The 18,580-nt window shown below is 65.6% G+C and carries 15 protein-coding genes; 8 read left to right on the plus strand and 7 right to left on the minus strand.

All coding sequences use genetic code 11. The features are described from left to right. Nucleotides 1–15: 15 nt before the first annotated feature. Nucleotides 16–1,473 carry a circularly permuted type 2 ATP-grasp protein gene (locus C6W88_RS00275; protein ID WP_045992620.1) on the plus strand — a complete coding sequence of 486 codons (1,458 nt, stop codon included), beginning with the start codon at nt 16–18 and terminating at the stop codon, nt 1,471–1,473. Between the two features lie 4 nt (nt 1,474–1,477). After that, nucleotides 1,478–2,464, plus strand: coding sequence for an alpha-E domain-containing protein (locus C6W88_RS00280; RefSeq protein WP_231498416.1), 987 nt, complete (start codon nt 1,478–1,480; stop codon nt 2,462–2,464). A 198-nt stretch (nt 2,465–2,662) separates the two neighbouring features. On the opposite strand, the gene C6W88_RS00285 is transcribed toward C6W88_RS00280, so the two are convergent. The 3 genes from C6W88_RS00285 to C6W88_RS00295 are packed head-to-tail and all read right to left on the minus strand — an operon-like array spanning nt 2,663 to nt 5,331. Continuing rightward, nucleotides 2,663–3,721 (minus strand): zinc-binding metallopeptidase family protein, encoded by a 1,059-nt coding sequence (locus tag C6W88_RS00285; RefSeq protein WP_108131117.1) that lies wholly within the window; start codon nt 3,719–3,721, stop codon nt 2,663–2,665. A 51-nt stretch (nt 3,722–3,772) separates the two neighbouring features. Further along, on the minus strand, nt 3,773–4,813 hold the full coding sequence (locus C6W88_RS00290; RefSeq protein ID WP_108131118.1) for an alpha/beta hydrolase: 1,041 nt from the start codon (nt 4,811–4,813) through the stop codon (nt 3,773–3,775). After that, on the minus strand, nt 4,810–5,331 hold the full coding sequence (locus C6W88_RS00295; RefSeq protein ID WP_108131119.1) for a GNAT family N-acetyltransferase: 522 nt from the start codon (nt 5,329–5,331) through the stop codon (nt 4,810–4,812). Before C6W88_RS00295 ends, C6W88_RS00290 begins: the two co-directional genes overlap by 4 nt. A gap of 245 nt (nt 5,332–5,576) precedes the next feature. Between C6W88_RS00295 and C6W88_RS00300 the strand changes: the two genes are divergently transcribed. From C6W88_RS00300 to C6W88_RS00320, 5 genes are all read left to right on the plus strand, one after another. Continuing rightward, nucleotides 5,577–6,497 carry a glycosyltransferase family 2 protein gene (locus C6W88_RS00300; RefSeq protein ID WP_108131120.1) on the plus strand — a complete coding sequence of 307 codons (921 nt, stop codon included), beginning with the start codon at nt 5,577–5,579 and terminating at the stop codon, nt 6,495–6,497. Continuing rightward, nucleotides 6,494–6,826, plus strand: coding sequence for a lipid-A-disaccharide synthase N-terminal domain-containing protein (locus C6W88_RS00305; protein ID WP_108131121.1), 333 nt, complete (start codon nt 6,494–6,496; stop codon nt 6,824–6,826). Before C6W88_RS00300 ends, C6W88_RS00305 begins: the two co-directional genes overlap by 4 nt. A gap of 4 nt (nt 6,827–6,830) precedes the next feature. Then, complete coding sequence (locus C6W88_RS00310) at nt 6,831–8,630, plus strand: ArnT family glycosyltransferase (RefSeq protein WP_108131122.1); 1,800 nt, start codon at nt 6,831–6,833, stop codon at nt 8,628–8,630. Nucleotides 8,631–8,946: 316 nt separating this feature from the next. Continuing rightward, a complete protein-coding gene (thpD, locus tag C6W88_RS00315; RefSeq protein WP_231498418.1) occupies nt 8,947–9,948 on the plus strand; it encodes an ectoine hydroxylase in 1,002 nt (333 codons plus the stop codon). A gap of 147 nt (nt 9,949–10,095) precedes the next feature. After that, nucleotides 10,096–10,773, plus strand: coding sequence for a fumarylacetoacetate hydrolase family protein (locus C6W88_RS00320; RefSeq protein WP_108131123.1), 678 nt, complete (start codon nt 10,096–10,098; stop codon nt 10,771–10,773). Between the two features lie 35 nt (nt 10,774–10,808). On the opposite strand, the gene C6W88_RS00325 is transcribed toward C6W88_RS00320, so the two are convergent. The 4 genes from C6W88_RS00325 to C6W88_RS00340 all read right to left on the minus strand — a co-directional run bounded on the left by C6W88_RS00325 (nt 10,809) and on the right by C6W88_RS00340 (nt 15,462). After that, the gene (locus C6W88_RS00325) at nt 10,809–11,915 is read right to left on the minus strand and encodes an alcohol dehydrogenase family protein (RefSeq protein ID WP_108131124.1); all 1,107 of its coding nucleotides are present in this window, start codon (nt 11,913–11,915) and stop codon (nt 10,809–10,811) included. Nucleotides 11,916–12,144: 229 nt separating this feature from the next. Further along, nucleotides 12,145–14,064, minus strand: coding sequence for a biosynthetic arginine decarboxylase (speA, locus tag C6W88_RS00330; RefSeq protein ID WP_108131125.1), 1,920 nt, complete (start codon nt 14,062–14,064; stop codon nt 12,145–12,147). After that, on the minus strand, nt 14,061–15,026 hold the full coding sequence (locus C6W88_RS00335) for a homoserine kinase (RefSeq protein WP_045992627.1): 966 nt from the start codon (nt 15,024–15,026) through the stop codon (nt 14,061–14,063). The genes speA and C6W88_RS00335 overlap by 4 nt, the downstream gene beginning before the upstream one ends. Nucleotides 15,027–15,192: 166 nt before the next feature. Next, a complete protein-coding gene (locus C6W88_RS00340) occupies nt 15,193–15,462 on the minus strand; it encodes a DUF2782 domain-containing protein (RefSeq protein ID WP_108131126.1) in 270 nt (89 codons plus the stop codon). A gap of 297 nt (nt 15,463–15,759) precedes the next feature. Between C6W88_RS00340 and polA the strand changes: the two genes are divergently transcribed. Then, complete coding sequence (polA, locus tag C6W88_RS00345; RefSeq protein WP_108131127.1) at nt 15,760–18,561, plus strand: DNA polymerase I; 2,802 nt, start codon at nt 15,760–15,762, stop codon at nt 18,559–18,561. Nucleotides 18,562–18,580 lie beyond the last annotated feature (19 nt).

Consider the following 18,580-nt stretch of genomic DNA (forward strand, 5'->3'; position numbering starts at 1 on the left):
ATCGAGGGTGTGCCGATGAGCCATGTGGATTGGCAGCAGTACGACTGCGCAGGGTTCTATGACGAACTGGTGGCGACGCCCGGGATGCCGCGGGAGGCGGCCAAGATGCTGTGTGACGTGCTCGCGGGCTTTGCCCCTGACGAGTTGGAAGAGCGCAAGAACGCAGCAGAGATCGCCATTCGCACCATGGGGATCACCTTCACGGTGTATTCCGAGGGCAGCATGATCGACCGCGCCTGGCCTTTCGACATCGTGCCTCGCATCATCCCCGCCGACGAGTGGCGACGCACCGAGGCAGGCCTCAAGCAGCGGGTCGAGGCGCTCAACCTGTTCATCGACGACCTGTACCACGACCAGAAGGTCGTCAAGGATGGCGTGCTGCCGGCGGCGGTGCTCGAGCAATCCGTCAACTTTCGCCCCCAGTGTGTAGGGATCGATCCGCCCCACGGGGTCTGGGCGCATATCTGCGGCTCCGATCTGGTGCGTGGTGGCGACGGCACCGTCTACGTACTGGAGGACAACCTGCGGATACCGTCCGGGGTGTCCTACATGCTCGAGAATCGCAACGTGACCAAGCGCGTGCTGCCGGAGCTGTTTGCCTCGGGCAAGATTCATCCGGTGGACGACTATGTGCCCCAGCTTTACGACATGCTGGCGGGCATGTCGCCACGCCATTGGGACGATCCCCAGGTGGTGGTGCTGACCCCGGGTATCTACAACTCGGCCTACTACGAGCACGCCTACCTGGCCCAGCAAATGGGTGTGCAACTGGTCCAGGGCCCGGATCTGCTGGTCGATGACGACGACGTGGTCTACATGCGCACCGTCCAGGGGCTGACCCGTGTGGACGTGATCTACCGCCGCGTCGACGACGCCTTCCTCGACCCGGAGGCGTTTCGCAAGGACTCGGTACTGGGCGTACCCGGATTGATGCGGGCCTGGCGCAGCGGCAAGGTGGCGCTGGCCAACGCCCCGGGGGCCGGTGTCGCCGATGACAAGGTGGTCTACGCCTTCGTGCCGAAACTGATCAAGTACTACCTGGATCAGGAGGCACTGCTGCCCAATGTGCCGAGCTACCTGTGCATGCTCGAGGAAGACCGCCGCTATGTGCTGGAGCACCTGCATGAACTGGTGGTAAAGCCCGCCAACGAGTCCGGCGGCTACGGCATGTTGATGGGGCCTCAGGCCTCCCAGGCCGAGCGTGATGCCTTCGCCAGGCTGATCCAGGAGAACCCACGCAACTACATGGCTCAGCCCATGCTGAACCTGTCCACCACCCCCACGCTGTTCGATGGCCGGCCCGAGCCGCGCCACGTCGATTTACGCCCCTTCATCCTGTCGGGCCAGGACGGTGCCTACGTCACCACCGGTGGCTTGACCCGTGTGGCCCTGGTCAAGGGCTCGCTGGTGGTCAACTCGTCCCAAGGGGGCGGCAGCAAGGACACCTGGATCGTCGAGACGGGGGAGGACTGAGACCATGCTGATGCTTTCCAGAGTCGCCGAAAACCTGTACTGGATGGCCCGCTACATCGAGCGTGCCGAAGATACCGCCCGGCTGATCAACGTCTCCAGTCACCTGATGCTCGACATGCCCTACCGCCAACCGCTGGGATGGGCGGCGATGGTCGATATCACCGGGGGCGCCGAGGTGTTCGAGACCCTCTACGACGAGCCCAACGATCGCAACGTGGTGCAGTTCCTGTGTGCCGACCGACGCTACTCCGGCTCGATCCTGTCCGCCCTTGCCCAGGCCCGCGAGAATCTGCGCACCACGCGGGACGTGGTACCGCGGGAGGTATGGGAAGAAATCAACCAGCTCTACATGACCGCCAGTGCCCATGCCGATGCGGGCCTCGGCCCGGGACGCCGAGAGCGCTTTCTGAAGCTGGTGATTCGTGGCTGTCAGACGTTGATCGGGTTGATCGAGGGCACCCTCAGCTACGGTGGATCACGGACCTTCATGATGCTCGGGCGCCAGCTCGAACGGGCCGACATGATCACCCGCATCATCGATGTGCGCTCGGCCAACCTGCTGCAGCGTGACAGCGACGAGATTCGTCCGTTCGAGCACCTGCAGTGGATGAGCGTGCTCAAGTCGTTGACGGCCTACCAGATGTATCGACAGCACGTGCGCTGCCGGGTCAGGGCCACCGACGTGCTGCGTTTCCTGGTGCAGGACTCCCTGTTCCCGCGTTCGGTGTCGCGCAGTCTCAAGGACAGTATTCGCGCGCTGCGCTCGCTGCCACGACATGAGCGCGCCCTGGCCACGGCAACGCTGGTGCTGGCCGATGTGGCCGAGGCCGACGTCCGTGCCCTGGTGCGCTCCCCCGAGGCCCTGCACGACTTTATCGACGTGCTGCAACAGGGCTTTGCCGAGCTGCATACGGCGATCGCCCGCACCTACTTCCCGACCCTCGATGACCTGGGCGATGGCGAGCTACTGGCGGCCAGCGACCAGGCGTGAAGCCAGGCGGGCCAGGTATCCCATGGCCCGCCTGCCCTGAGCCACTGCTGAATCTAGCCAAGGTGGATCTTGCCAGGCCGGATCTAGCCAAGCCGTATCTAGCCAGGCCGGATCTAGCCAAGCCGGACCTTGCCAAGCATTGCGGCCCCTCCTGGAAAGGGAGGGGCGCATGGTGGTGCTAGGTGGGCACCGGGCGGTTCACTGCTGTCGTCGCGCTGCCAGCACCATGTCGTGGATATAGCAAAGCTTGCAGGCGATGGTCGGGGTGATCACCTCCGGCACCAGGTCGAGCAGCCCCATCTCGCGATTCATCTCGTTGAAGCCGAGACTCAGGCGGCGAAAGGTGGTCAACATCGCTTCGAGGTCCTCGTCGAAGCCGGTGGGGGTGATGCCGAAGTGTCCGGCGGTATCGAGGATGGCGACCATGTCCAGGTAGAAGCCGAAGGTTTCGGCGAAGTCCTCCCAGGGGTGCATGGTGGCGTAGGCCGACACGAAGCGGCCGCGCCAGTCATTCGGTGGTCCCTGCTGATAGTGGCGATCGAGGGCTTCGCTGTAGCTGGGGTTGTTGTGGTCACCGAATACCTCGATGCAGGCTGGCTCGTCCCGGTTCTTGATCAACAACTCCCAGTAATAGTGTCCGATCTCGTGGCGGAAGTGGCCGATCAGGGTGCGGTGGGCCTCATTGAAGTCGTTGCGCAGGCGCTCGCGCTCGACGTCGTCGGCTTCCTTGACGTTGATGGTGATCAGTCCGCCGGCGTGACCGGTGAACACCGGCATGCCCTCGTCGCTGGAGTGCCAGTCGCCTTCCGCCGCCACTTCGTCGGCGAGGAAGGCGAAGGCCAGCGGCGGGTTGGCACGGCGGCCATCCACCTCGTGGGGCAGCCCCAGCAGGTCGAGGGTGTAGAAAAGCCGGCGCTTGGCACTCTCGAGCTTGGCCCAGCGTTCACGATGACCGGGCACCGACAGGTCGGGGATGGCCTGGTTGTGGCGACAGCAGTCACACAGCGTCATGCCACGGTCGGCCTCCTCGCTGGTGATCATGCGGTTGCAGACCCCTTCCACGGAATAGTTGTGGCACTTGACCAGTAGCGTAGCGCAGGTGTCGTCGACGCAACGGTAGCGACCATCGGGCTGGAGATCGACCGTCACCAGGGCATGGCAACCCGGGCACCAGCCAAGTTCGGAGTGGCATACCAGGCAGAGGGTATTGTCGAAGAACAGGCGGTTGTCACAGCGTTGGCAGGGGTAATGGCGCATTCGCATGCCCTCGGGCGTGGCCAGTCAGGTGTCGTCGCCAGTATAGCCAGGCTACCGGGCGGGCGGCGGGGCGGTCTCGTCTGGAGTGTGCTGAGGCGACTCGGTGGCGTGGGCCGTGGGCGCTGGCGCCGGCGACTGCGCCAGCGCCTGGGCGAGAAATTTCCGCTGGTCGTCGGCGAAGGCCGCCCGCCAGTCACCCTCGTAGATCTCGAAGTGGCCGGTGTCGTAGGTCTTGAGTGTGGCCCGTGATCCCAGTGCTTCGGCCAGTCGGTAGCCGGGGGCGATCGGCGCGACGCTGTCACGCAGGCAAAGTTGCAGCAGCACCGGACAGTGAACCTGGCGGGCCCGGGTGACCGGACGGTAGAGCCCAAGCCCCAGCAGGGCGCGTGGCGCAATGCGATTGTCGAAGTCGTCATCGACAAACGACAGGATCCCCGTCAGGGCGTCCGGGGCGGAGAGCGCGGCCAGGGTCCCCGGCTCGCCGGCCAGTGGCAGGTACCGAGGAGCCCGGCCGAGGCAACCCCTGGCAAGGTCGGCGAGTCCCACTCCGGTCATGCGCAGGAAGGTGCCAGGTCCTGCGTCCTTGAGCTTGAGCAGCGACGAGGCCCGACCGTCGAGCATCGGATTCATGGCGATGACCGCAGCGACATCGTCGCGACGAGCCGCCAGAGTGATGACATGGGCCGACGAGAACGACGTACCCCACAGCACCAGCGGGAGGGCCGGTGCCCGGCCCCGGGCGTACTCGATGGCGGCCGTGTAGTCCTGTTGCTGGCGCTTGATGCCGAGCAGCTGGCGAGGCTCGCCGTCGGAGCGGCCGAAGTGACGATAGTCGAAGACCAGCACGCTGTGGCCGGCGTGATGCAGGGCCTGGGCGTAGCCGACAAGGCCGCCTGCCACCGTGCCACCAAGACCGTGGGCCATGACCACCACCGCACCATCGTCGACACCTTCGAACCACCAGCCGCGACAGCGAGTATCACCGCTGTCGAAGGTTACCGCTTCGGCGCAGGACAGCTCGCGGGTGCCGGCACTGTCGAGGGGCAACGGTGTGGCGCTGTTGTCGGGACTGGCGTCATCACTTTCGCTCATCGGCTGGCCTCCTTCAGCTCGCCATCCAGGCCGTCATCCCGCCCGTCATCGATGACGGCCAAGGTCATGTAGACGCTGTTGGGATCCTCGACATAGCCGGCGAAGGGCGCACAGGGGGTAAAGCCGTGACGCGTGTAGAACTGGCGAGCCGGAGCGAAGCCCGGCTGTGAGCCGGTCTCCAGGCTCAGCCGGCGATAGCCACGCAGTCTGGCCTCCTCGATCACCTTGTCGAGCATCAAGGAGGCCAGACCCCGGCGAAGGTGGCTTGGTGCCGTCCGCATGGACTTGATCTCGCCATGGTCGTGGCTGACTTCCTTCAGGGCGACGCAGCCGACCAGATCGTCATCCTCCCACAGCCCCCACAGGGTCACCTCCGGCGCCTTCAGTTCATCCAGGGTCAGGGCATGGCGGCTTTCCGGCGGCGAGGTGGGCGCCAGTTTCTTCAGCCCGCGGCGGTGGGCGCGGATCATCGCCGCCATGGCGGGGGCGGCAGGGTCCTCTTGCTGGAAACGCAACATGGCTACCTCGATGCAGTGGTGCCTTCAGGGTACCTCAGGTGGCACGGTTTTCGGACATCGAGTATGCGGTGGCACGTCGTCTCGCACAGGAGGTCGATGAAGGTGTCTCGCCTGGAGGCTCCTGCGACGCTGTGAGCGTGGTGACGTCTCGGTGACGTCTCGACCAAGGGCGGTATCGATGAATTAAGGGTGGCTTAAGTATCGCCGGGCAAGGTGACGGTATTCCCCAGTCCGAGGCGAATCCCATGCACGCTGTCACCGTATCGATAGTGATCCCCGCCCATAACGAAGCCGCCAACCTGCCCACGCTGCTCGATGAGATCGAGCAAGCGCTGTCGCACCAGGCCTACGAGGTCGTCGTGGTAGACGATGGCTCTGACGATGATACCTGGCCCCTGCTGGTGACGCGGGCGCACCGTCAGGACTCACTGAGGCCACTTCGCCATCGCGATAGCGCGGGTCAGAGCACCGCCCTGTGGCAGGCAGCGAGGCATGCCCGAGGCGAGTGGCTGGCGACCCTGGACGGCGATGGCCAGAACGACCCCGCCGATATTCCTGCGTTGCTGGAAGCCGCAAAGGCGGCGCGGGTGGACCTGGTGGGCGGCCATCGCGTCACGCGCCAGGACTCCGCGCTCAAGCGGCTGTCTTCTAGGGTGGCCAACGCGGTTCGAGCACGACTGCTCGGCGATGGCTCGCCGGATAGCGGCTGTGGTCTCAAGGTGATCCGCCGGCAGGCGTTTCTTTCGCTACCGTACTTCGATCATATGCATCGTTTTTTACCTGCCCTTGTCGCCGCTCAGGGCGGGCGTTGTCTGTCCCGCCCCGTCAATCACCGCCCCCGGGGGGCGGGGCGTTCCCACTATGGTCTCGGCAACCGGCTATGGGTCGGCATCATCGATCTGGTCGGAGTGCGCTGGCTTCAACGTCGCTCGCGACTGCCGGTGGACTGTCGTGGTATCGATGATGCGCTCGACCCGCCTCGGGTCGGGACGACGCTGGGGCATGGGGAGCTGGCCTTTGCGACGGACACCACCGTCAACAAAACTGGTCGGCAGCAGCCGATGCCTGACGCTCTCGATGTTGTCCTGCCCCGTGTCGTCTTTGGCAGTACGGCCTCAAGCAGCAGCGTTACCCTGAACCAGGCCGCCGCAGGGCCGTCGCAATGACGCTGTCCTGGTGGCTGGCGGTGGGCTTTCTCGGTCAGGCACTGTTTTCGGCGCGCTTTGTCGTGCAGTGGATCGCCAGTGAGAGGGCGAAACGCAGCGTGGTGCCGGTGGCCTTCTGGTTTCTCAGCCTGGCCGGGGGTGTGACCCTGCTGGTCTATGCCATCCATCGCCGAGACCCGGTGTTCATGCTCGGGCAGGGGGCCGGGCTCTTTATCTATCTACGCAACCTGACGTTATTGCGTGGCAACAGGTTCTGCAGTTCGGGTCTCCGCCAGCAAGAAACGTCGCAGGCCTCCATCAAGTCGACGTCGTCGCGTGCCGTAGGATAGCGTCATGCCCCCCTTGAGAATGCCTCTTCGCCTGTCCTGGGCCGGTTGGCTGGCCTTCGGCGCCTTCGCCGTCCTGCTGCTGGCGCTCGGCCTCGGCTGGCGCGATCCTTGGCCTGCCGATGAGCCCCGTTTCGCCTTGAATGCCATCGAGATGCTGGTGACCGGAGACTTCTGGATCCCCCATCGCGGCGGTGAACTCTACGCTGACAAGCCGCCGATCTTCATGTGGACGAGCGCCCTGGGCATCTGGCTGACCGGCTCGATGCGAATCGGCTTTCTGCTGCCGTCGCTGCTGGCCGGGCTCGGCACCCTGGCGCTGATCGTGGATCTGAGCCGGCGCCTGTATGGCCAGCGCATTGGTCTGCTGGCGGGCATTGCCACCCTGGCGACCCTGCAGTTCGTGCTGCAGGCCAAGACCGCCCAGATCGACATGCTGTTGACCTTCTTTACCACCCTGGGCGCCTACGGACTGTTACGCCATGCCCTGCTGGGGCCCTCTCGCTGGTGGTGGCGGGCGGGCTTTGCGGCCATGGGGGCCGGCATCCTGACCAAGGGGGTGGGCTTTCTGCCGCTGGCGCTGCTGCCCGCCTGGTGGTGGTTGGGGCGCGGCGGTGTCAGCGGTAACAGGGGGGCTGGCCGGCTGACGCCGCTCCGCCTTCGCGACCTTCTCGAGGGACTGGGGTGCTTGCTCGCGGTGGTGCTGGCCTGGGGGTTGCCGATGATCCTGATCACCAGCCTGAGCGACGACCCGAGCCTGGCGGCCTATCGTGACAATATTCTGTTCAAGCAGACCGGTGAGCGCTACGCCGACGCCTGGGCCCACCTGCGCCCCTGGTACTACTACATCGCCCAGGTGCTGCCCTGGGCCTGGATGCCGCTGGTGCTGACCTTCCCCTGGGCCTGTTCCAACTGGTGGCGACGCATTCGCCGTGGTGATGCCCGTACGCTGCTGCCTGTAAGCGCCGTGGTGTTGATCGTGATCTTCTTCTCGCTGTCACCGGGTAAACGCGGCGTCTATATGCTGCCGACCCTGCCGCTGATGGTGCTGGCGCTGGCGCCACTGCTGCCGGCGCTTGTCAGGCGGATCGGCCCCAATCGCGCGGGCTTCGCAGCCGTCATCCTGCTTGGCGGGCTGCTGGGATTGGCGGGTATTCTTGGGCTCTGTGACTTCGCGCCGTTGGAGCGTCTGGCCCATCGTTACGGGATCACCCCCTGGTGGGAGTGGCTGGCGCTGGGTGGTCTGGCCTTCGGCCTGGCGCTGGTGTTGAGACCGCGCCGGGGCCTGGTCGCCGTGACCCTGTTCCTGTGGTGCCTGTGGGGGTGGTGGAGTACCCAAGGCTACGTCTGGATGGACCCGGAGCGCTCGCCCCGGGACATGATGGCCAGGGTGGCGCAACAGGTAGGGCCGACCGGCGAGGTGGCGCTGTTGAACTTCGATGAGGAGATCCTGCTGCATTCGCGCACGCCAAGTGTTCACTTCGGCGACATGACGCCCATCGAGGAAGAGCTTCCCGCCGCCATGGCCTGGCTCGCCAAGGCACCCTCCCGGCGCTGGATGCTGGTGGTGGACAAGGATCTGGAAGACATCGACTGCGGCGAGCTTGGCCAAGGGTTCGACCTCGGCCATCAGAATCGCCACGACTGGCTTTTGCTGCCGGGCATCGCCTTCGCCGGCTGCCACCAGGATCGCGGCGCAGCACCGATCTACCTGGCGCCAACGTCGGTTCCTGGCTCCGGCGCCTGGCGCTACTTCACCGAGACACAGCCTGTCACCGGCGAGGTAGCAGGAGTGACGCATCGCTGAAAGTTGGACGCAAGTTGTGCAAGGGTTGAATTCAAGAGGCGGCTTTTGTAGCTTGGACTCGGGGAGATAGCCTTCTCCTTCAGGGCGGCGCTATACCTCAAATTCAGCCTTGAATGCAGCCTTGAGTTCAGCCTTAGATGCACCCTGTGATGTGGCCTTGAATGCTGCCCTTGATGCAGTCGGTGATATGGCCTTTGACGGTCAGTGACGCCTGTGTGGCGCAGCATTTCTGGGCCGTCGCTGGTGTACAGGTAAGTAGCGCCGCGGGTACGAGTTCGAATCTGAAAGCTGATCAATACCAAGGGAGGGTGATCGGATGGAAGTGCAGACATCGTCCAATCCGCAAACCAAGCATCGCAGCAACCTGGACCCACAAGACCAGCAGCGTTTCGACTGGCAACGTTTCGCCGGGCTCGACAGCGGCCAGGCTCGCGCCACCCGCTACCCGACGCGATTGCCCGAACCGATGGACAGCCTGTGGGTCGACCGCCAGGGCCCGGTGGTCAAGGGCAGCGCCGACCAGGGGCCGCTGAGCCAGCAGCAGCTCGACGAGTTCGAGCAGAAGGGCTTTCTGTTTGAGCCCGGCTTCCTCGGTGGCGAAGAGCTCGCACGCCTGCGTGAAGAGCTCAAGGCATTGCTCGACAACGACGCCTATCGGGGCAAGAACTACAGCATCGTCGAGCCGAGCGGCAAGGAGATCCGCTCGCTGTTCGCCGTGCACTATCTGTCCCGGGTGTTCGCCCACCTGGCCAATGATGAACGTCTGGTCGGCCGCGCTCGCCAGATTCTCGGCGGCGAGAGCTACGTCCACCAGTCGCGTATCAACTACAAGCCGGGCTTCGAGGGCAAGGGCTTCAACTGGCACTCGGACTTCGAGACCTGGCACGCCGAGGACTGCATGCCCGACATGCACGCGGTGAGTGCCTCCATCGTGCTGACCGACAACCACGAGTTCAACGGTCCGCTGATGCTGATTCCCGGCTCCCATCGGGTGTTCGTGCCGTGCATTGGCGAGACGCCGGACAACAACCACGAGAAGTCGCTGCAGAAGCAGGAGATCGGGGTGCCGAGTCAGGAGGCCCTGCGCCAGCTGATCGATCGCAACGGTATCGAGGCGCCCAAGGGCAGCGCTGGTGGGCTGTTGCTGTTCGACTGCAACACCCTGCATGGCTCCAACGCCAACATGTCGCCGGATCCGCGCAGCAATGCCTTCTTTGTCTACAACCGCGTCGACAACCGCTGCGTCGAGCCGTTTGCGGCCAACCGCCGTCGCCCGGATTTCCTGGCCCACGAGCCTGGCAGCGATTTCAATCCCTGAAGCGACGGTCGCCACCGCTCGCGATGAGCGCGATGGCTGGGATAGACTCGAAAGGCGCGCCCTGGGCGCGCCTTTTTTGCATGCCACGCGACCCCGTTCGCTGGGCCGTGTCGTTTCCTATCCTTTTCATGCCTTCAGGAGCCTGCCATGTCTCTCGTCCCGAGCTTTGTCGACGGTGACGCCTTCTCCCAGCCACTTGGCAAGGTGGTCTGTGTGGGACGCAACTACGCCGAGCACGCCAAGGAGCTCGACAACCCGGTACCCGACGCACCCTTGCTGTTCATCAAGCCGGCAACCAGTGTGGTGCCCCTGGAAGAGCCGATCGGCGGTCCCTTCGAGCGCTCCGACGTACACTTCGAGACCGAGCTTGCGCTGTTGATCGGCGAGACCCTGCGTGAGGCCACGCCAGAGCAGGCCGAGGCGGCAGTGGTCGGGGTCGGGCTTGCGCTGGACCTGACGTTGCGTGATGTCCAGTCGGCACTGAAGAAGAAGGGCCATCCGTGGGAGATCGCCAAGGCCTTCGACGGCGCCTGCCCGCTGTCGCGTTTCGTGCCCATCGAGGCACCGCTCGACTGGTCGGCCATCGAGTTCAGTCTCGACATGAACGGTGAACGTCGCCAGCACGGCGTGGCCCGAGACATGCTGTTCGCGATCCCGGCGCTGCTGTCCGAGATGAGCCAGCACTTCACCCTGGCCCCGGGCGACGTGGTGCTGACCGGCACCCCGGCCGGTGTCGGCAAGCTGGAGAAGGGCGCGACCCTGGCTTTCGAACTGACACTGCCCAGCGGCCAGCGCCACGCCCTCGAGACCCGCGTGCTCGGTTGACGCTTGGCTAACCCGCAGTCCCGACGCCTTCGGCGTCAGTCCAGCGGCGGCGGCAGCAGCACGAAGTTGCCCACGTGCTGCTTTTCGAGAAAGGCCTGCTGGGCCTCGACGATCTGCGCAAGCGGGAAGGTCCTGGCCAGCAGGGGACGAATCTCGCCACGCTCGATGTAGCCGATCAGGTCCGGAAAGATCGGCTCGTCCCAGGCGGTGGAGCCGATCAGGCGCACGTCCTTGAGGTACAGCTTGCGCATGTCGAGTTCCACCACCGGCCCTGCGATGGCGCCGGAGGAGACGTAGCGGCCGCCGCGGTCGAGCACCTCCAGCACCCCGCCAAAGCCCTTGCCCGCAACGTTATCCACCGCGACGTCGATGCTCGACTCGCCGAGGCTTGCCAGCAGGTCATCGTCGCGGTCGAGCAGGCGGTCGGCGCCAAGGGCGCGGATCGCCTCGTGCTTGGCGCTGCCCGCCACCGCCGTGACGTGGGCGCCCCGGCGCTTGGCCAACTGCACCACCGCCGAGCCGACACCTCCCGAGGCACCGGTGACCAGCACCCGGTCGCCGGCGCTGACACCAGCGCGGTGCAGCATGTTCTCTGCGGTGCCGTAGGCGCAGGGGATGGTGGCGAGTTCCTCGTCGCTCCAGTCGCAGTCCACCGGGAATACCTCGCTGGCGGGCACCTTGACGAACTGGGCGAAGGCTCCGTCGAAGTCAGAGGCCATCCACACCGAGTCCCAGTGATCGAAGCCCCTGGTGCGCATGCAGGCGCGTACCAGTACCCGCTTACCCAGCAGGTCCGCCGTGACCGAGGCGTTGGCACCTTCCTCTCCCGGCGCGCCCAGGGCCACTACCTCGCCACAGCAGTCGGTGCCCTGAATCAATGGAAAGGGAGTGGCGCCATTCCAGCCGCCATCCTCGGCGTCGGCGGCGTTCTCGGCGCTGTCATCGAAGGCGTCCGCCGATGCCCGGGTGTCGCTCTTGACGCTGGCGGAGTACCAGCCGAGCCGGGTATTGATCTCGGTGTTGTTGACGCCGGCAGCGAGCACCCGCAGAAGCACCTCTCCGGGGCCCGGCGTCGGGGTCGGGACTTGTTGATAGCTGAGCTTGTCGTAGCCACCGTTGCCGGTGGTGACCACCGCCATCATGGTGGGGGGAATGCTGCGCTGTGAGTCTCGGGGCTGTGAGTCTTGGGGGTAGGGGGCCGGGGATGCGATGGCGCTGTCCTCCTGTGGTCAAGATGTCTCTGGCTTGATGCATATCTCGCCACGAGCGTGGGCCAGGCGCAAGAGCTCAAGTCCCCAATAGCAGGCGCCCGGCGATACCTGTAGGCATCGCCGGGCGAAGGCTCACACGGAGTGAGGCGTGCGGATCGGCTCACTCCAGGTAGGTGTAGCCGTCGAGCCCTTCTGACAGATCATCGAGGAAGTGACGCTGTTCGCGTGGGTCGAGGTTGCTGCGGGTGAGCTGGACCCGGAGCCGTTCGCGCAGCACGTCGGCGTTGAAGTTGACGTAGCCGAGCACGTCGGAGACCCGGTCGCCCCACTGCAGGTTGGTCAGGCGCCAGCCACCGTCGCGATCCAGCGAGGCATCGACGGCGTCGGTGTCGCCGAACAGGTTGTGCAGATCACCGAGGATCTCCTGGTAGGCGCCGACCATGAAGAACCCGAGCAGGCGCTCGTCGTCTTCGCGCCACTCCGGCAGCGGCAGGGTGGTTTCGACGCCCTGGCCGTCGACGTAGCTGTCGATGCGCCCATCGCTGTCGCAGGTGATGTCCTGAATCACTCCACGGCGGCTTGGGCGACGGTCGAGCCCGGACAGCGGCAGCACCGGGAAGATCTGCTTGATGCCCCAGACGTCGGGCATCGACTGAAACAGCGAGAAGTTGACGAACAGCTTGTCGGCGAGTTTCTCGGCCAGCTCGTCGAGGATCTCGCGGTGGGCGCGGTTGCGTGGGTCGAGCTGTGACCTCAGGGCGGCGCAGGCGGCGAAGTAGACGCTCTCGCCCTCGGCACGGGCGGCCAGATCGGCGGCCCCCAGCACGAAGCGGTCGTGCAGGTCGCCCATGTCCTGGATCAGGTCGTGCCAGGCCTCCACCAGCCCACGCGGTTCCGGCTCGCGCTTGAGGAAGTCCAGGGTGCGCCACAGCGCCTCGACCTCGGGATCGTCGCTCTTGCGTTCGGTCGGCGGCGCGGTGTCCACGCTTTCCTCGCCGATCACGTTGGTGATCAGCACCGCGTGATGGGCGGTCAGGGCACGGCCGGATTCACTGATCAGATGCGGCTGCGGCAGACCTTCGGCGGCACACACCTGATTGAAGGCGTAGACCACGTTGCGGGCGTACTCGAGCATCGAGTAGTTGATCGAGCAGAAGTTGCGCGAGTGGGTGCCCTCGTAGTCGACGCCAAGTCCACCGCCCACGTCCACGGTGTCCACCGGCGCGCCCAGTTGGCGCAGGTACTGGTAGAAGCGCGCGCACTCGCGCAGGCCACGCTGGATATCACCGATGTTGGCGATCTGGGAACCCAGGTGGAAGTGCACCAGCTGCAGGCTGTCGAGTCGCCCGGCTTCGGTCAGGCGCTCGACCACGGTCAGGATCTGGCCGGCGGTCAGGCCGAACTTGGACTTCTCTCCGCCGGTGTCCTGCCACTTGCCGCGGCCCACCGAGGACAGTCGGGCACGCAGACCGATGCGCGGGGTCACGTCCAGGCGTTCGGCTTCCTCGAGGATCATCGGCAGCTCGGAGAGTTTTTCCACCACCAGGTAGACCCGGTGGCCGAGCTTCTCGCCCATCAGCGCCAGACGAATGTACTCGCGATCCTTGTAGCCGTTGCACACGATCAGCGAGGGGCCATCGCCGGACAGCGCCAGCACCGCCAGCAGTTCCGGCTTGCTGCCGGCCTCCAGGCCGACCCGGTCGCGCCCGCGCTCGTTGGTGGCGAGGATCTCTTCCACCACTCGGCGCTGCTGGTTGACCTTGATCGGGTACACTGCGGTGTAGCCGCTCTCGAAGTTTTCCTCACCCATGGCCTGGTCGAAGGCCGCGCACAGCTGCTCGACCCGGTCGTGCAGGATATCGGTGAAGCGGATCAGCACTGGCAGGCGCAGGCCGGCCTGGCGGATCTGGTCGACCAGGCCACGCAGCGGCAGGCTGGGGCCGGGTTCGACCTCGCCTAGTGGGCGGACCAGTGCCTGTCCGTCCTCGTCCACGTCAAAGTAGCCGCTGCCCCACTGGTCGATGTTCCAGGTGCGGCGGGCGCGTTGCACGGCGGAGTCGGCGTCGGGCTTGTGGCTCACGGGCGGGCCTCGATATCTGGCAAGGGCAGGGCTCCATGTTCCAGGCGCGCAAGCAGGATGCGCCGGAACTGTTCGGGATCGTGGGGGGTCAGGTCGTGGGCCGGCGGGTCAACGTAGACCACCAGCAGGCGAGACAGCCAGTAGCGCAGGGCGGTCAGACGCAGCATCAGCGGCCACAGTTCGCGCTCGGTGGCGGTCAGCGGGCGTTCGGCCAGGTAGGCCTCGAGCAGGGCGTCGTGGCGCTCGGCTACCAGGCGACCGTCGGCGTCGGTGGCCCAGTCATTGATGACGATGGCCAGGTCGAACAGCAGGTCGCCGGTGCAGCCGTTGTAGAAGTCGATGATGCCACCCAGGCGCTCGCCGTCGAACAGCGTGTTGTCGCGAAACAGGTCGCCGTGCAGGGCGCCCTGGGGCAGCGGCTCGGCGCTTTCCAGCGCGGCCTGATAGGCGTCGACCTCGTCCTGCATCAGCGCCTGGTCCTCGGGCGAGAGGTAGACCAGCACCTTGTGGTGCATGGCCGACAGCCAGTGAATATCGCGAGGATTGGGACGGTGTCCACCGAAGTGGCGGGAGACACGATGCATCTCGCCGAGCGCCTGCCCCAGCGCTCGGCACTGGGTCACGTCGGGCGCGCTGGGATGGGCGCCCGGCAGCCGCGGAAACAGCAGCGCGGGCCGACCCGCCAGTTCGTGCAGGGCGATACCGTCACGGTCGTGAATCGGCCCGGCCACCGGGATTCGGTGCTCGTCGAGGAAGTCGAGCAGCTCGACGAAGAACGGCAGCTCTTCGTGCTCTCCCTGCTCGAACAGCGTCAGCACCAGTTCGCGACGGTCGGTGGTGACAAAGAAAGTGCTGTTCTCGGTGCCCGCGGGCACGCCCTGCAGCTTCGTCAGTTCGCCGACGTCAAAACGGCTGAGAAAGCCTGCGACCTGTGCGTCGTCAAGCGGAGTGAATACGGCCATGAATCATCTCGCCCGGGGTTGCCAAGGCGCCTATTGTAGCGACTTGGCACCGAGTTGCACGTGATCTACGGGAGTGGTCTCAGCGGGCTTTCGCGCCGCTTGCCAGACGGGCACCAACAGCTAGGGGACGTAGCGGCGGGCGCGCCGCCCAGGCAGCGGCCTTGGGTCAGCGAACCCAGCCGGGAATCTCGACATTGCCGCCGCCCTGGCGCTCGAAGTTGCCGTCGCCGTTGCGGTCGACCAGGAAGTAGGCGCTGCCATCCTTGGGCTCGACCTTGATGGCGTACAGCTTGCCGTTGACGCGGTACTCGCGCAGCGTCTGGTTGGCTTCCTGGCGGACGCTGATGTCGGGTTGCGCCTGGGCGAGCACCGGCGCGGCGGCGGCCAGCAGGGCCAGCGACAGCAGGAGGGCGCTCGCAATGCGGGTGATCGTCATGGTGGGTCTCCAGGATGGGAGAATGAGCGGTTGGCAAAGCAAAGGGAACACTGTTCGATCAGACCATGATACGTCGGCACAGGTTCCCCTCGCAAAGTAAAGGAACAAGGCCGATGCCCCAGGTCGACGCCTGATGGCCGGCACAGGGGGCGGGCGTGGGGCGGGCCAGGGGCTGACGCAAGGACAGGGCGATGGCCGTGACCGCGTCGAGGGTCGCAAAAGCGTCCGGCAAAAGACGAAAGGGATGCGTATCATGGGTGGCATCGTAGTCATTTATCCTTACAGGGACGCCGATCCATGGCCTCAAGCCCCATCGTTCTCGTCGACGGTTCCTCCTATCTGTACCGTGCCTTCCACGCTCTGCCGCCGCTGACCACCTCCGAGGGTCAGCCCACCGGCGCCATCAAGGGCGTGATCAACATGCTCAAGCGGCTGATCAAGGACTACCCGGACAGTCCCATGGCGGTGATCTTCGACGCCCCGGGCAAGACCTTCCGCGACGAGCTCTACGACCAGTACAAGGCCCAGCGGCCACCGATGCCCGACGACCTGCGCGCTCAGGTGAAGCCACTGCACGAGTGCGTGCGTGCGCTCGGCCTGCCACTGTTGTGCATCGAGGGGGTCGAGGCCGACGACGTCATCGGCACCCTGGCGAAGATGGCCACCGACGCCGGTCGCGACGCGGTGATTTCCACCGGTGACAAGGACATGGCCCAGCTGGTCAACGGCCATATCACCCTGGTCAACACCATGAAGGGCGAGACCCTCGACGTGGACGGGGTCAAGGACAAGTTCGGCCTGCCGCCGGAGCTGATCATCGACTACCTGGCGCTGATGGGCGACAAGGTCGACAACATCCCCGGAGTCCCCGGGGTGGGCGAGAAGACCGCCATCGGCCTGCTGCAGGGCATGGAAGGCGGGCTCGACGTCATCTACGGCGATCTCGACAAGGTCAAGACGCTGTCGTTTCGTGGCGCCAAGACGCTGCCGAAGAAGCTCGAGGAGCACCGCGACAAGGCCTACCTGTCCTACGAACTGGCGACCATCAAGACCGACTGCGAGCTGGAGCTCGGCCTCGATGATCTGGCCATCGCCGCGCCGGATCGCGAGGCGCTGAAGACGCTCTATCAACGCCTGGAGTTCAAGAACTGGCTGTCGGAGCTGCTGGCAGGCCAGGATGAAGGCGTCGATGATGTCGCCGGTGGTTCCGCCACCCCCGAGGGGGACAACGGAGGCGAAGGCGATAACAAGAACAAGGCCCAGGCGACACCTTCCAGCGAGCGTCAGGATACGGTGATCCTCGAACAGGCCGAGCTGGACGCCTGGCTTGAACGACTGGCCGCTGCCGAGGCCTTCTGCTTCGATCTGGAGACCACCAGCCTCAACTACATGGAGGCCGACATCGTCGGTGTCGGCCTGTGCCTGACGCCCGGCGAGGCAGCCTACATTCCGCTGGGCCACGACTATCTCGACGCCCCGGCCCAGCTCGATCGCAAGGCGGTGCTCGAGGCGCTGGCGCCGATCCTGGCCGACGAGGCGATCGCCAAGATCGGCCAGAATCTCAAGTACGATATCTCGGTGCTGGCGCGCTACGACATCCCGGTCAAGGGGCCCTTGGTGGATACCATGCTCGAGTCCTATGTGCTCGACTCCACCGCCACCCGCCACGACATGGACTCGCTGGCGCTCAAGTACCTGGGCGAGGGCACCGTCAAGTTCGAGGACATCGCCGGCAAGGGCGCCAAGCAGCTGACCTTCAACCAGATCGCACTGGAACAGGCCGCGCCCTACGCCTGCGAGGACGTCGACATCACCCTGCGGCTGCACCAGACGCTGCGCCCGCGAGTGGACGAGACTGGCCGCCTGGCCGAGGTCCTCGACGAGCTCGAACGCCCGCTGGTGCGGGTGCTGTCGCGCATGGAGCGCAACGGCGTGGCGCTGGACGCGGAGCTACTGCACACCCAGAGCCGGGAGCTGGGGGAGCGCATTCGCGAGCTCGAGGCCCGCGCCTATGAGCTTGCCGGGCGCGAGTTCAACCTGGGCTCGCCCAAGCAGCTCGGCCAGATCCTGTTCGAGGAGCAGGGCATCCCGGTGATCAAGAAGACCCCCAAGGGCGCGCCCTCCACCGCCGAGGCGGTGCTCGAGGAGCTGGCGCTGGACTACCCGCTGCCCAAGGTGATCATCGAGCATCGCGGCCTGTCCAAGCTGCGCTCGACCTACACCGACAAGCTGCCGAAGCTGGTCAACAAGGCCACCGGCCGGGTCCACACCAGCTACCACCAGGCGGTGACCGCCACCGGGCGGCTGTCGTCTTCCGACCCCAACCTGCAGAATATTCCGATTCGCACCGACGAGGGACGGCGCATCCGCCAGGCCTTCGTGGCACGCCCGGGCTATCGCATCGTGGCGGCGGACTACTCCCAGATCGAGCTGCGCATCATGGCCCACCTGTCCGGCGACAAGGGCCTGTTGTCAGCCTTCGCCGAGGACAAGGACATCCACGCCGCCACCGCCGCCGAGGTGTTCGGGGTGGCCCTGGACAAGGTCAACGGCGAGCAGCGGCGCAGCGCCAAGGCGATCAACTTCGGCCTGATCTACGGCATGAGTGCCTGGGGCCTGGGCCGCCAGCTGCATATCGAGCAGAGCCAGGCCAAGACCTACATCGACCGCTACTTCGATCGTTATCCCGGAGTCGCACGCTACATGGAGCGCATCCGCGCCCAGGCCGCCGAAGACGGCTACGTCGAGACGGTGTTCGGACGCCGGCTCTACCTGCCGGAGATCCACTCCCAGAACCGTGCCCGGCGCCAGGGCGCCGAGCGCACCGCCATCAACGCACCGATGCAGGGCACCGCGGCGGACATCATCAAGCGCGCGATGATCGACATGGATGCCTGGCTCGCAGACCAGGCCGGCAGCGACGGCTTCGACGCCTGGATGGTGATGCAGGTCCATGACGAACTGGTGTTCGAGGTCAGAGAGGACCAGGCCGAGGCCTTCATGGAAGAGGTCAAGACGCGCATGCAGAACGCCGCCAGCCTCGACGTACCGCTGATCGTCGAGGCCGAGTGCGGTGACAACTGGGATGAAGCGCACTGAGACGTTGCCGCGGATACTG

Origin of the sequence: Halomonas litopenaei, from assembly GCF_003045775.1 — a bacterium.
GTDB classification, from domain to species: Bacteria; Pseudomonadota; Gammaproteobacteria; order Pseudomonadales; family Halomonadaceae; genus Halomonas; species Halomonas litopenaei.